Origin of the sequence: Micromonospora sp. NPDC049559, assembly GCF_040676675.1 — a bacterium.
Classification (GTDB): Bacteria; Actinomycetota; Actinomycetes; order Mycobacteriales; family Micromonosporaceae; genus JBFAPK01.
Map to the genome: position 1 here is coordinate 258999 of NZ_JBFAPK010000003.1, position 13742 is coordinate 272740.

Here is a 13742-nt window from a genome sequence, read left to right on the forward strand (position 1 = left end):
GTTGACGTACCGGTTGTTGCGCTACCCCCCCGGCACCGGTCCGCTCTTGTCGCCTGCCGACGATCCACGCGCCTGATCGGGACAACTGCGGGGACATAGGCCCCTCGGGAGCGCGCGAGGGCACTCTTTCCCGGTTCGTGTGCGACCTTGCCACGCCCCGCATGAGTGGGACCCCGCGCACACCCGCAAGGTCCGCACAAATACAGAGAATCAGTCCCTTCCACGGCCGTCCGAGGCCACTCTTTCTCTGTATTTGTGGTGGGCCACCGTGGGCGGCCTGTCGGGTCCGGCCTCACTCCGGTTGCCGGGTCAGCCGCCCCCACTCGGTCACCACCGGGATCAGCTCACCTTCCGTCCACAGCGGTAGCTGGTCGGCGAAGTGCGGGTCGCCGGGGTGACCGGACGCGCCGAACGGCACCACCCAGCGGCTGCGCGACCGGTCGCCCAGGTCCCAGACGTAGCGGGCGACCGGTCCGCGCCAGCAGGCGTCCGAGACGCCGGGGAGGCTCGACGTGGCGAGTACGCAGTCGGTGTCGCCGGAGAGGCGTACCTCCTCGCTGACCTCGGCCACGGACGCGTCGATCGCCGGGTCGACCGGCAGCCGTACCGGCCGGAGCCGGTGCCGGGCGCCCCACGGTCCGGGCGCCTCGCCCCGGGCCACCTCCTCCAGCGCGGCCGCCGCCTCCGGCTCCACCTCCCCGCCGAGCCGGTGCAGCCCCCGCACCACCGCGTCCAGCGCGTACCCGATCCGGGCCGGCGCGTCGGTCCAGGGCGCGAAGAGCGGGTCGAAGCCGCTCCCGGCGCGCAGCGGGCGCAGGCGCGGGTGCGCGGCGAGCCGGCGGGCCAGCGCGGCGCGCCAGGCGGCGAACGCGCCGGCGTCGGTACTCTCGGCGGCCATCCGCCCGTCCCAGGCGAGCAGCCGGTCCCGCAGCGCCCGCGCGGCCGGGCCGAGCGCGCCGGGGGCGAGCCGGGCCAGCAGGTCGCGCAGGACCTCGGCCGCCAGCCGGTCGTCCACGTGTACGGCGGCCGGTGCGGCCCCGTCGGCGAGCAGCGCGGCGATGCGCCGGGCCCGGTGCGGCGGCGAGAAGTCGGTGCCCAACTCCGCCACGTCCCCGGGCCGCCGGTCGTTCGCGGCGACGGTGACGGTGGTGAACTCGGCGCGGGGCAGCGGGGCGTATCCGGGCCGCCAGCGGTAGCGCGGCTCCCAGCCGGGGACGGGCAGCCGGCGGCACTCCTCGTCCCGGACCGGGACCAGCCCGGCGACCAGCCGCAACACCGTACCGGCGCGGTCGGCCACGAGCACGCTGTTGACCGGCTCGACCCAGCCGCGCAGCGCCTCGGCGACCTGCGCGGCGCTTTTCGCGCGCAGCAGCGGCAGCAGCGCGCCGAAGCCGAGGTCGGCCTCGACCCGGCTCGGGGTACGCAGGCTGATCGCCTCGCCGGTACGCCGGTCTACGTCGACGACCGGGCCGCGCGGAGTCTCGATCACCTCGACCGACTCGGCCGGGTGGCCGCGTACCTCGATCCGCTCCCAGTACGCCGGCACCGGCGCCCAGCCGTCCGGCTCGCGTACCAGCACCCGCCCGTCGACGCGGCGCAGCCGCTCGCGGTACACGTCCTGGTAGTCGGCCATCGCGTTGGTCACCGCCCAGGCGACCGCGCCCGCGTGCCCGAAGTGCGGCACCCCCGGTACGCCGGGGAAGGCGAGCCCGACCACGTCGAACTCCGGGCAGGCGAGGCGTACCTGCTGGTAGATGCCGGGAAGTTCGAGCAGGCGGTGCGGGTCCCCGGCGATCAGGGGGGCACTGCCGAGCCCAGGGTCACCCGGCACCGCCCAGGCGTTGCTGCCGGCACCGCCCGGACCCTCGCGCCCGAGTTCGGCGGGGCCGCCCGAGTACCTGAGACCGCCGGAGCCGCCCGAGTCACCCGGGCCACCCGAACCGTCGGGGTCGTCGGGATGCCCGGGTCCGAAGAGGACGGTGCCCGCCGGCCCGAGCGCGGCGGCGACGTCCGCCCGCCAGAGCTTGTTGGGGAACGTACCGAAGAGCACGTGCTGGACGAGGAAGACGCCGAGCGGGGTCCAGGGCCGCCACCGCCCGGGCCGGCAGCCGGTCGCCGCGAACTCGGGTGCGGCCTCCGCGCCGACGGCGAGCCCCTCGTTGACCCCGTCGACGTACGCGCCGACCCAGCGGCGCGTCGGCGGGTCGAGCCGCTCGAAACAGCGCCGGGCGGTGTCGTCCAGCCGTACCCGACGGGCGAAGCGGTCCCAGTCCAGCTCCGCCGGGCCGAGGTGCTCCGCGAGCCGCCCCTCGGAGCGCCAGCGCTCGACCTCGATCTGCCAGGCCCGGTCCGTCGCGGCGGTCCGGCCCTGGAGGTGGGCCAGCTCCTCGACGGTGTCGCCCCACAGGTGCGGGATTCCCCACCCGTCCCGGTACACGCCGGGGGCGGCGGGGCGCTCAGTCACGGGACCCGTCCGCCTCCGGGCGGCCCCGGTGCGCATCCGCCTCCCGGATGCCCCGGGACCCGTCCCGGCCCGGGAAGCCGCGGAACGCGTCGCGGTCGAGGAAGACGAGCTGGGCGCGCTTCTCCGCCAGGTCGACCTGCGGCCCCGGTACGAAGCCGGCCCGGACCAGGCGGGCGATGGCCCGCTCGTTGCGCGCGTCGGGTTCGGCCACGATCCGCCGCCGCGACGGGTCCGCCAACACGAAGTCCAGGAACGCCGCGAGCACGGTACCGGTGAAGCCGTGCTCGGGGGCGTCACCGGCCGGCGGCGCCACCATCAGGTGGATGCCGAAGTCGCCGGGCCGCACGTCGTAGCACTCGCCGACCGGGTCGGCCTCCGGCTGGTACGTCTGGAAGAGCCCCACCGGTACGCCGTCGCGGTGGATCAGGTACGCGTGGTGGGTGTCGAGCGAGTCCAGGTACTCGTAGATCTCGCGTACCCGGTCGCGGCCGATCTCGCGCATGCCCCAGAAGCGGGCCCGCTCCCGGGTGACCCAGTCGTAGATCAGGTCGAGGTCGCGGGCCGGTTCCACCTCGCGGATGCGGATGGTGCCGAACCCGTCGACGGTCCGCTCGTAGCGGACGACCGCCGCGTCCGGCGTCGCCGGGTCGTCGTCGGGCGCCGGGGCATCGGCGTCGGTGGGGGAATCCGGGTGGGTGGCGGGCTCGCTGGACATGCGTCTCCTCGTGCGGGGTCGGGAGGTGCGGTGCGGTGCGGGAGTCCGGAAGTCGGTGCGGGGCGGCTCGGGGTCGGGCGGCGCGGGGTCGGGAGGGGGCGGTGCGGTAGTCAGGCGGGGCGACGCGGGACGGCTCGGGCGGGGCGACGCGGGACGGCTCAGGCCGGGCGGGCCGCCGTCGCGGCGAGGCGGCGGCGGGCGGGGATGACCAGCGGCGTGCCGGACTCGGGATCGTCGATCACCCGGCAGGGTAGCCGGAAGACCTCCTCGACCAGCTCGGCGGTGACGATCTCGCGCGGGTCGCCGGCCGCCACCACCCGGCCGTCGCGCATCGCGATCAGGTGCGTGGCGTACCGCGCCGCGTGGTTGAGGTCGTGCAGCACCGCGACCAGCGTGCGGCCCTGCTCCTCGTGCAGCTCGGCGCAGAGGTCGAGCACCTCGATCTGGTGGGCGATGTCGAGGTACGTCGTCGGCTCGTCCAGCAGCAGCAGGGGCGTCTGCTGGGCCAGCGCCATCGCGATCCAGACCCGCTGCCGTTGCCCGCCGGAGAGCTCGTCCACGAGCCGGTCGGCGAGATCGGCCACCCCGGTCGAGACCATCGCCTCGCCGACCACCCGCTCGTCGTCGCGGGACCACTGCCGCAGCAGCCCCTGGTGCGGGTACCGACCCCGGGCGACCAGCTCGGCGACGGTGATGCCGTCCGGCGCGATCGAGGACTGCGGCAGCAGCCCGAGGGTACGGGCGACCCGGCGCGCGGGCAGCCCGTGGATGTCCCGCCCGTCGAGCAGTACCGCGCCGGTGGTCGGCTTCAGCATCCGCGACAGCGCGCGCAGCAGCGTGGACTTGCCGCAGGCGTTCGGCCCGATGATCACCGTGAAGGACCGGTCCGGTACGGCGATGGTCAGGTCCTCGGCGATGGTGCGCCGGTCGTAGGCGAGGGTCAGGCCGCTGCCGCTCAGCCGGGGTGCGCCGGGTTCCATCCGCGATACTCCGTTCGATTCCTGGTCGAGCCCGCCGTCGTGGTCCGCCCCGACGGGCCGGGCCGGGGCCGTCGGGTCCGCCCCGCCGGGCCCGGTGCGGGCGGTCACAGCCGGCCCGCCCGGCGCTGCGCGGCGAGCAGCCAGACGAGGTACGCGCCGCCGAGCGCGCCGGTGAGGACGCCGACCGGCAGCTGGTGCCCGGCGAAGACGCGCTGCGCGGCCCAGTCGGCGGCGACCAGCAGCGCCGCTCCCACCGCCATCGAGGGGAGCAGGTTGGGGCCGGGCGCCCGGGTCAGCCGCTTGGCCACGTGCGGGGCGGTGAGCGCCACGAACGACACCGGTCCGGCGGCGGCCGCCGCCAACGAGACCAGCAGCACCGCGGCACCGAGCAGCACCGGGCGCAACACGCCGACCCGTACGCCGAGCCCGCCCGCCGCGTCGTCGCCCAGCTCCAGCATCCGCAGCGCCGGCCCGCAGCCGAGCAGCACGAGCGGTACGAGGACCGCCATCGCGGCGAGCAGCGGCAGCGCGTCGGACCAGCCGCGCCCGTCGAGGCTGCCGGTGAGCCAGAGCATCGCCCGGGCCGCCTCCATCAGCTGGCCCCGGGTGAGCAGGTAGCCGTTGACGCCGGTGAGGATCGCCGAGACGCCGATGCCGACCAGCACCAGCCGGTGCCCGTGCACGCCGTTGCGCCAGGCCAGCGCGTAGATCAGCAGACCGGTGCCGAGCCCGCCGGCGACCGCCCCGGTCGACAGCGCCAGGCTGCTGCCGCCGGCGACGACCACGACGAGCGCGCCCACGGCGGCGCCCTGGGTGAAGCCGAGCACGTCGGGGCTGCCGAGCGGGTTGCGTACCAGGGACTGGAAGACCGTACCGGCGAGCGCGAGGGCGGCGCCGACCAGCAGCGCGGTGACCAGCCGGGGCAGCCGCAGCTCCCCGATGATGAAGTTGTCCGTCGCCGAGCCCTGCCCGGCGAGGGTGCGCAGCACGTCGGCGGGGCTCATCGGGTAGTCGCCGCCGCCGATGGAGACGACCCCGACCGCGAACGCCACCAGCGTGGCGCCGGCGCCGACGGCCAGGGCCCGGCTGCGGACGCGCAGCGAGAGCCCGCCCGGGGTACGGATGACGATCATTTGCGGGCCACCGGCCGCCGGACCACCAGGTAGAGGAAGAGCGGCCCGCCGAGCACGGCGGTGACGATGCCGACCTGGAGTTCGCCCGGGCGGCCCAGCAGCCGGCCGAGCACGTCCGCGCCGAGCAGCAGCACCGGGGCGAGCACCGCGCAGTACGGCAGCAGCCAGCGCAGGTCCGGCCCGGTGAGCGCCCGCACGAGGTGCGGTACGAGCAGCCCGACGAAGACGATCGGACCGCAGGCCGCGGTCGCCGCCCCGCAGAGCAGCGTCACGGCCACGATGACGGCGACCCGGATCGCGGCCGGGCGGGCGCCCAGCGAGCGGGCCGCGTCGTCGCCGAGGGCGAGCGCGTTGAGGGGTCGGGCCACCGCGAGCGCGATCACCACCCCGGCGGCGACGAAGGGCAGCACCCGGAGCACCGTGGCCCCGTCGGCGCTGGCCAGCGAGCCCACGGTCCAGAACCGCATCCGTTCCAGCGACGCGCTGCTGAGCAGCATCATCGCGTTGACGTACGAGTAGAGGGTGGCGTTGAGCGCGGCCCCGGCCAGCGCGAGCCGGGCCGGGGTGGCCCCGCGCCCGCCGCCGACCGTGTAGACGAGGGCGGTGACCGCCGCCGCGCCGGCCAGCGCGAACCAGATGTAGCCGCCGAAGCCGGTCAGCGGGAGCAGGGCGGCGGCCGTGGCGACCGCGGCGGAGGCGCCGGCGTTGATGCCGAGCAGCCCGGGGTCGGCGAGCGGATTGCGGGTCAGCGCCTGCATGACGGCGCCGGCCAGGCCCAGGGCGGTGCCGGCGAGCAGGCCGAGCAGCGTACGGGGCAGCCGCATCCGGTGCACCACGGCGTACGCGGGGGAGTCGGCCTGTACGAGTCCCTGCCAGACGTCGTGGAGCGGGAGCGCGCTGGCGCCCACCGCGATACTGAGAACCAGGACCGTGGCGAGCAGCAGCAGGGACGCCACCAGCCCGGTCGCGCGCAGGCCGGGCCGGCCGCGCCGGGGCCGTACGGCCGCCGGTGCCGGCAGGACCAGGGGTGGCCCGCTGCGCGATGGTTGGGTTACGGACAGTGTGGGCTCCAGATCGTGGGACCGGTGCGGCGGACCACCGTTGACAGCGACTTAGGTTAGGGTAACTTAACAACGTCGCCGGTCGGCTGACCATCCTGAACGCGAAGGCTGACCCTCCTCAACGCGAAAGACGTTGCCATGTCACATTTGCCGCCCGCTACCCGTCTGTCCCGCCGCGGCCTGCTCGCCGCGGGCGGAGCCGTCACACTCGGCGCCCTCCTCGGCGCCTGTGGCCGGGGCGGCGAACCCGCGTCCCCGTCGGGCGAGGGCAACGGGGGCAAGGGCAACGGGAGCCCCTGGTCCTTCACCGACGACCGGAACGAGAGGGTCACCGCGGCCGGCACGCCGACCCGGATCGTCGCCTTCACCGGCACCGCGGCGGCCCTGGTCGACTTCGGACTCGACAAGCAGATCGTCGGGGTCTTCGGCGAGACCAAGCGCGCCGACGGCAGCGTCGAACCACAGGCCGGGGACCTGGACGTGGAGGCCGTGACCATCCTCGGCAACGCGTGGGGCGAGTTCAGCGTCGAGAAGTACGCCGCGCTGCGCCCGCAACTCCTGGTCACCCACATGTACGACCCCGGCGCCCTCTGGTACGTGCCGGACGAGAGCAAGGACAAGATCCTCCCGCTCGCGCCGAGCGTCGCCATCGGCGTCGGCCGGGTACCGATCACCAAGCCGATCGCGCGCTACGCCGAGCTGGCCGCCTCCCTCGGCGCCGACCTGAACGCCAGGAAGGTGACCGACGCCAAGGCCCGCTTCGAGGCCGCGAGCGAGACCCTGCGCCAGGCGGTCAGGGCGAACCCGGGCATCAGGGTGATGGCCTCCTCCGGCAGCGCCGACCTCTTCTACGTCTCCAACCCGAAGATCAGCACGGACCTGCTCTACTTCGCCGAGCTGGGGGTCGAGTTCGTCCAGCCGGCCAAGCTCGACCCGGGCGACTACTTCGAGAGCCTGAGCTGGGAGAACGCCGCCAAGTACGGCGCCGACGTGATCCTGCTCGACAACCGGCCCACCACGCTGCAACCGAAGGACCTGGCCGCGAAGCCGACCTGGGCGCAGCTGCCCGCCGTCCGGGCGAACCAGGTCGCGGCCTGGGACGCGGTGCCGCGCTTCTCGTACGCGGGTGCCGCGCCGCTGCTGGAGAACCTGGCCAAGGTCATCCAGGGCGCCAAGAAGGTCGGCTGAACCGAGGATGACGACCACCCAACTCGCCCCCGCCGCCGTACAGTTCCGCTTCTTCGAGGCACGGGTCGTCCGGTGCCGGCGGCTCGGACCCTCCATGCTCAGGATCACCTTCGGCGGTACCCAGCTCGCCGGGTTCGCCGGCGGCGGCCGGGACCAGAGCCTCTCGCTCTTCCTGCCGCACCCCGGACAGGACGCGCCCGTGGTACCCGTCGAGTTCGGCGACGACTGGTTCGCCCGGTGGCGCGCCCTCGACCCCGAGGTACGCGCGGTCATGCGCTCGTACACGGTACGGGCGCAGCGGCCGGAGCGCGCCGAGGTGGACATCGACTTCGCCCTGCACGGCGGTACCGGCCCGGCCTCCCGCTGGGCGGCGTCCGCCCGCCCCGGCGACCGCGTCGTCCTGCTCGGCCCGGCGACGGCGGAGAACCGCAGCGTCGGGTTCCGCCCGCCCGCCGGCACCGACTGGGTGCTGATGACCGCCGACGAGACCGCGCTGCCCGCCGTCGGCGCGATCCTGGACTGGCTGCCGGCCGGCACCCGGGCCCGGATCTGGATCGAGGTCGCCCACCTCGCCGACATCCAGTACCTGCCGACCGCCGCCCAGGCCGAGGTCACCTGGCTGGTCCGGGGCGGCGCCGGCAACCGTGGCCCCGGGCTGATCGAGTCGCTGCGCTCCGCCCCGCTGCCCGGCGGCACCGGGTACGCCTGGATCGCCGGCGAGTCCGCCACCGTCCGCGCGGTACGCCGGCACCTGGTCGGCGACCGCGGCTTCGACCGCGAACGGGTCACCTTCTCCGGCTACTGGCGCCGGGGCGTCTCCGAAGAGGACCTGCGCGAACGCGCCCGCGCCCGTACCGCCGAGGAGCTGTCATGAGCACGCAGGGGCCCACCGTCGAGGCGTCACCGTCCGGGACGGATTCCCGGCCGGCGGGCGCACGCGCACACCTGTTCCGCAACGGCACGGTCGAGGAGTACCGGCGGGCGCTGCTCGACGGGATCGACCGGGTGGCCAACCGGGTGGCCGGCACCGAGCGGCCGTTCACCGGGATCAGCCCGGGCACGCTGGCGCCGGAGATCTCCGGGATCGACCTGGACCTGCCGCTGGGCGACAGCGGCGCCGCCCTGGACGAGATCGAGCAGATCTACCTGCGCGACGCCGTCTACTTCCACCACCCCCGCTACCTGGCCCACCTCAACTGCCCGGTGGTGATCCCGGCGCTGCTCGGCGAGGCGCTCCTCTCGGCCGTCAACTCCTCGCTGGACACCTGGGACCAGAGCGCCGGCGCGACCCTGATCGAGCGCCGGCTGGTCGAGTGGACGGCCGCGCGGGTCGGGCTCGGTCCGGACGCCGACGGGGTCTTCACCAGCGGCGGCAGCCAGTCCAATCTGCACGCGCTGCTGCTGGCGCGCGAGGAGACGTACGCGCAGGTCGCCGCCGCGAGCGCGACCCCGCCGACCCGGCCGGAGCTGCTGCCCCGGCTGCGCGTCCTCACCTCGGAGGCCGCCCACTTCAGCGTGCGGAAGTCGGCCAAGCTGCTCGGTCTCGGCGCGGACGCGGTCGTGGCGGTCGAGACCGACGCCGAGCGGCGCATGTCGCCGGCCGGGCTGGCCCGTGAGATCGCCCGCTGCCGGCAGCAGGGGCTGCTGGTGGCGGCCGTGGTCGCCACCGCCGGTACCACCGACTTCGGCTCGATCGACCCGCTCACCCCGATCGCCGACCTCTGTACGGCCGCCGGGGTGTGGCTGCACGTGGACGCCGCGTACGGCTGCGGGCTGCTGGTCTCCCGCACCCGCCGGCACCTGCTCGCCGGCATCGAGCGGGCCGACTCGGTCACGGTCGACTACCACAAGTCCTTCTTCCAGCCGGTCAGCTCCAGCGCGGTGCTGGTCCGCGACCGGCGGACGCTGCGGCACGCCACCTACCACGCCGACTACCTCAACCCCGCGCGCATGGTCGAGCAGCGCATCCCCAACCAGGTGGACAAGAGCCTGCAGACCACCCGCCGCTTCGACGCGCTCAAGCTCTGGCTGACCCTGCGCGTGATGGGCCCGGACGCTCTCGGCGCCCTCTTCGACGAGGTGGTCGACCGGGCCGCCGGCGCCTGGCAGATGCTGAGCGAGGACCCCCGGTTCGAGGTGGTGAACCGCTCGCAGCTCAGTACGGTGGTCTTCCGGTACCTGCCGACCGGGCCGGAGCGGGAGCTGGCCGACGCGGCCAACCTGTACGCCCGCGACGCGCTGGCCGCCTCGGGTGCCGCCGTGGTCGCCGGCACCCGCGTCGACGGCCAGCACTACCTGAAGTTCACCCTGCTCAACCCCGAGACCTCGCTCGACGACATCGGCTACGTCCTCGACCTGATCGCCGAGCACGCCGGCCGGTACGTGCACGAGAAGCGCGGCCAGGCCGTGGTCTGCCACGCCGGCTGACCGGCGCGTCGGGCCCGCCCCGTCACCACCCCTCGTCCACCACCCGACATCCGCGGTACGCGCGGCAGGAGCGCCATGTCCACCCACGACTTCATCGCCGTCGGGCTGGGCCCCTACAACCTGGGCCTGGCCTGCCTGACCGAACCCCTACCCGAGCTGGACGGCGTCTTCCTGGAGGCGCGCGGCCAGTTCTCCTGGCATCCCGGGATGCTGCTGGAGGCGACGCACCTGCAGACCCCGTTCATCGCCGACCTGGTCACGCTGGCCGACCCGACCTCGCCGTACTCGTTCCTCAACTACCTGAAGGAGCGCGGCCGGCTCTACCCGTTCTACATCCGGGAGAACTTCTACCCGCTGCGCGTCGAGTACGACGACTACTGCCGCTGGGCGGCCGGCCGGCTCGGCAGCGTCCGCTTCGGACACGAGGTGACCTCGGTCGAGTACGACCCGGCCGACGAGCGGTACGTGGTGCGCGCGGTACGGGCCGGGACGGGGGAGCGGGTCGAGTTCCGGGCCCGGCACCTGGTGCTCGGCACCGGCACCCCGCCGGACGTGCCGGAGGCCGCCCGCGGGCTCGGCGGCGACGTCGTCCACAACTCGCGCTACCTGGAGCACCGGGACCGGCTGCGGCGGAAGAACAGCATCACCGTGGTCGGCAGCGGCCAGAGCGCCGCCGAGATCTACCGCGACCTGCTCGGCGACATCGACGCGTACGGCTACCGACTGAACTGGGTCACCCGCTCGCCGCGCTTCTTCCCCCTCGAATACACGAAACTGACCCTGGAGATGACCTCGCCGGACTACGTGGACTACTTCCACGCGCTGCCCGAGCCGACCCGGTACCGGCTGGAGTCCGAGCAGAAGGGGCTCTTCAAGGGGATCAACTCGGCCCTGATCAACGAGATCTTCGACCTGCTCTACCAGCAGAGCGTGGCCGGGCCGGTCGCCACCCGGCTGCTGACCAACACCGAACTGACCTCGGCGAGCCACGACGAGCCGACCGGCACGTACACGCTCGGGCTGCGCCAGGTCGAGCAGGAGCGGGACTTCTCGCTGCGTACCGAGGGGCTGGTGCTCGCCACCGGTTACCGGTACACCGTGCCCGACTTCCTCGCCCCGATCCGGGACCGGATCCGCTTCGACGGGCACGGGCGCTTCGACGTGGCCCGCAACTACACCATCGACGCGGCCGGCCGGGAGATCTTCCTCCAGAACGCCGCGACACACGCGCACAGCGTCACCTCGCCCGACCTGGGCATGGGCCCGTACCGCAACTCGTGGATCATCCGGGAGCTGCTCGGCCGGGAGGTCTACCCGATCGAGAAGTCGATCGCCTTCCAGGAGTTCGGCGCGCCCTCGGACGGTGGCTCGTGACCGTCTACCGCCGTACCGACCCGGCACTGGGCGAGTTCGCGCTGCGTACGCTCGACCCGGTCGCCGACGCCGAGCTGCTGCACGCCTGGGTGACCCATCCGCGCTCGGTGTTCTGGCTGATGCAGGACGCCGACGTGGCCCGGGTGACCGAGGAGTACCGGCGCATCGCCGAGCACCCGCACCACGACGCCTTCCTCGGCCTCTGGCGGGGCGAGCCGGCCTTCCTCGCCGAACGTTACGACCCGGCCCGGGTCGAGCTGGTCGGCCTCTACGACCCGCTCCCCGGCGACGTGGGCATGCACTTCCTCTGCGCCCCCACCGACACCCCGGTGCACGGCTTCACCCGAGCGGTGATCACGACGGTGCTGGCCTGGCTCTTCGCCGACCCGGCGACCCGGCGCGTGGTGGTCGAGCCGGACGTGCGCAACACCGCCGTGCACGCGCTCAACGCGGCCGTCGGGTTCGAGGTCGTCGGCACCGTCGCCAAGCCGGAGAAGCGGGCCCTGTTGAGCACCTGTACCCGCGCCCAGTTCCTGGCCGCCACCGGAGGAGCGGAATGAACCCCATCGACGCCGTCGCCCACCTCACCCCGGAGAACTGGGCGCGCGCCAACCGGCTCCTGGTCCGCAAGGCCCTCGCGGAGTTCGCCCACGAGCGGCTCGTCACCCCGGTGCCGGTCGACCCGGAGGCGGCCCCGACGTCCCCGCGCCGGTACGTGGTGACCAGCGACGACGGCAGCGTCGAGTACCGCTTCACGGCCCGGGTGCGGAGCCTGGAGCACTGGGAGATCGACGCCGACGGCATCACCCGGCACCGCGACGGCACCGAGCTGCCGCTGGACGCCCTCGACCTCTGCGTGGAGCTGCGGCAGTCGCTCGGCCTCGGCGCGCGGATCCTCCCCGTCTACCTGGAGGAGATCAGCTCCACCCTGGCCGGTGTCGCGTACAAGCTGGCCAAGCCGCCGGTGCGCGCCGACGAACTGGCCGGCGCCGACTTCCAGGCGATCGAGACCGGGATGACCGAGGGCCACCCCTGCTTCGTGGCGAACAACGGCCGGCTCGGCTTCGGCGCGGACGAGTACCGGCGGTACGCGCCGGAGGCGGCCAACCCGGTACGGCTGATCTGGCTGGCCGCGCACCGGGACCACGCGACCTTCACCTGCGCCGCCGACCTGGACTACGAGACGCTGATCCACGAGGAACTGGGGGAGGAGACCCTCGCCGGCTTCGCCGAGACCCTGGCCGGCCTCGGGCTGGACCTCGCCGACCACCTGCTGATCCCGGTGCACCCGTGGCAGTGGTGGAACAAGCTGTCGGTCACCTTCGCCGGCGAACTCGCCCGTCGCCGGCTGGTCTGCCTCGGTCCCGGCCCGGACGAACACCTGGCCCAGCAGTCGATCCGAACCTTCTTCAACATCACCACCCCGCGCCGGCACTACGTCAAGACGGCCCTGTCGGTGCTGAACATGGGCTTCATGCGCGGGCTCTCGGCCGCGTACATGGAGGCGACCCCGGCCATCAACGACTGGCTCGCCGACCTGGTCGCGAACGACGAGATCCTCGCGTCGACCCGGCTGACCATCCTGCGGGAGCGGGCGGCCGTCGGCTACCACCACCGGCAGTACGAGGCCGCGACCGACCGCTACTCGCCGTACCGGAAGATGCTGGCGGCGCTGTGGCGGGAGAGCCCGGTGCCCGCGCTGGAGCCGGGGCGGCGGCTGGCCACCATGGCGTCGCTGCTGCACGTCGACGCCGAGGGGCGCTCGCTCGCCGCCGCGCTGGTCGCGCGCTCGGGGCTGGCCCCCGAGGCGTGGCTGCGCCGGTACCTGGACGCGTACCTGACCCCGCTGCTGCACAGCTTCTACGCCTACGACCTGGCCTTCATGCCGCACGGCGAGAACGTCATCCTCGTCCTCGACGAGGGCGGCACGGTCGAACGGGTGATCTTCAAGGACATCGCCGAGGAGATCGCGGTGATGGACCCGGAGGCGGAGCTGCCCGAGCGGGTACGCCGCATCCAGGCCGCCGTGCCGGAGGAGATGCGGCTGCTCGCCATCTTCACCGACGTCTTCGACTGCTTCCTGCGGCACCTCGCCGCCATCCTGGCGACCTCGGACGTGCTCGACGAGGAGAGCTTCTGGCGTACCGTCGCCGAGTGCGCGGCCGACTACCAGCGGCGGGTGCCGCACCTGGCCGAGCGGCTGCGCCGGTACGACCTCTTCGTCGAGGAGTTCGCGCTCTCCTGCCTCAACCGGCTGCAACTGCGCGACAACCAGCAGATGGTCGACCTCGCCGACCCGTCGGCGGCGCTCCAACTCGTCGGCACGCTGCGCAACCCGATCGCGCCCTACGCGCCGGCCGCGCCCGCGCGGCCGGCCGTGCCCGCGCAGCGAGCGGTGCC

10 protein-coding genes and 1 pseudogene are annotated in these 13742 nt (G+C 74.0%); 6 read left to right on the forward strand and 5 right to left on the reverse strand.

The features are described from left to right. Positions 1 to 292: 292 nt before the first annotated feature. From AB0J86_RS06840 to AB0J86_RS06860, 5 genes are all read right to left on the reverse strand, one after another. Positions 293 to 2464, reverse strand: coding sequence for a penicillin acylase family protein (locus tag AB0J86_RS06840; RefSeq protein ID WP_363853653.1), 2172 nt, complete (start codon positions 2462 to 2464; stop codon positions 293 to 295). Beyond that, positions 2457 to 3179: a GNAT family N-acetyltransferase gene (locus AB0J86_RS06845; protein ID WP_363853656.1), complete on the reverse strand. Its 723-nt coding sequence runs from the start codon at positions 3177 to 3179 to the stop codon at positions 2457 to 2459. Before AB0J86_RS06845 ends, AB0J86_RS06840 begins: the two co-directional genes overlap by 8 nt. 158 nt (positions 3180 to 3337) lie before the next feature. Further along, a complete protein-coding gene (locus tag AB0J86_RS06850) occupies positions 3338 to 4159 on the reverse strand; it encodes an ABC transporter ATP-binding protein (protein WP_363853659.1) in 822 nt (273 codons plus the stop codon). Positions 4160 to 4263: 104 nt separating this feature from the next. Next, positions 4264 to 5292, reverse strand: a complete 1029-nt coding sequence (locus AB0J86_RS06855) for an iron chelate uptake ABC transporter family permease subunit (RefSeq protein ID WP_363853662.1) — start codon at positions 5290 to 5292, stop codon at positions 4264 to 4266. After that, entirely contained in the window at positions 5289 to 6317 is a 1029-nt protein-coding gene (locus tag AB0J86_RS06860; protein ID WP_363853901.1) for an iron chelate uptake ABC transporter family permease subunit, read from the reverse strand. The genes AB0J86_RS06855 and AB0J86_RS06860 overlap by 4 nt, the downstream gene beginning before the upstream one ends. A gap of 174 nt (positions 6318 to 6491) precedes the next feature. On the opposite strand from AB0J86_RS06860, the gene AB0J86_RS06865 reads away from it, so the two are divergent. The 6 genes and pseudogenes from AB0J86_RS06865 to AB0J86_RS06890 all read left to right on the forward strand — a co-directional run. Then, positions 6492 to 7541, forward strand: coding sequence for an ABC transporter substrate-binding protein (locus tag AB0J86_RS06865; protein WP_363853669.1), 1050 nt, complete (start codon positions 6492 to 6494; stop codon positions 7539 to 7541). 7 nt (positions 7542 to 7548) lie between these two features. Beyond that, positions 7549 to 8415 carry a siderophore-interacting protein gene (locus AB0J86_RS06870; protein WP_363853672.1) on the forward strand — a complete coding sequence of 289 codons (867 nt, stop codon included), beginning with the start codon at positions 7549 to 7551 and terminating at the stop codon, positions 8413 to 8415. Continuing rightward, the gene (locus tag AB0J86_RS06875; RefSeq protein WP_363853674.1) at positions 8412 to 9968 is read left to right on the forward strand and encodes an aspartate aminotransferase family protein; all 1557 of its coding nucleotides are present in this window, start codon (positions 8412 to 8414) and stop codon (positions 9966 to 9968) included. The genes AB0J86_RS06870 and AB0J86_RS06875 overlap by 4 nt, the downstream gene beginning before the upstream one ends. A gap of 75 nt (positions 9969 to 10043) precedes the next feature. After that, complete coding sequence (locus AB0J86_RS06880) at positions 10044 to 11342, forward strand: SidA/IucD/PvdA family monooxygenase (RefSeq protein WP_363853677.1); 1299 nt, start codon at positions 10044 to 10046, stop codon at positions 11340 to 11342. Beyond that, positions 11339 to 11902, forward strand: a complete 564-nt coding sequence (locus tag AB0J86_RS06885) for a GNAT family N-acetyltransferase (protein ID WP_363853679.1) — start codon at positions 11339 to 11341, stop codon at positions 11900 to 11902. The genes AB0J86_RS06880 and AB0J86_RS06885 overlap by 4 nt, the downstream gene beginning before the upstream one ends. Next, a pseudogene (locus AB0J86_RS06890) lies at positions 11899 to 13692 on the forward strand (IucA/IucC family siderophore biosynthesis protein); the annotation flags it as partial. The gene AB0J86_RS06885 and the pseudogene AB0J86_RS06890, both read left to right, overlap by 4 nt. Positions 13693 to 13742: the final 50 nt, after the last annotated feature.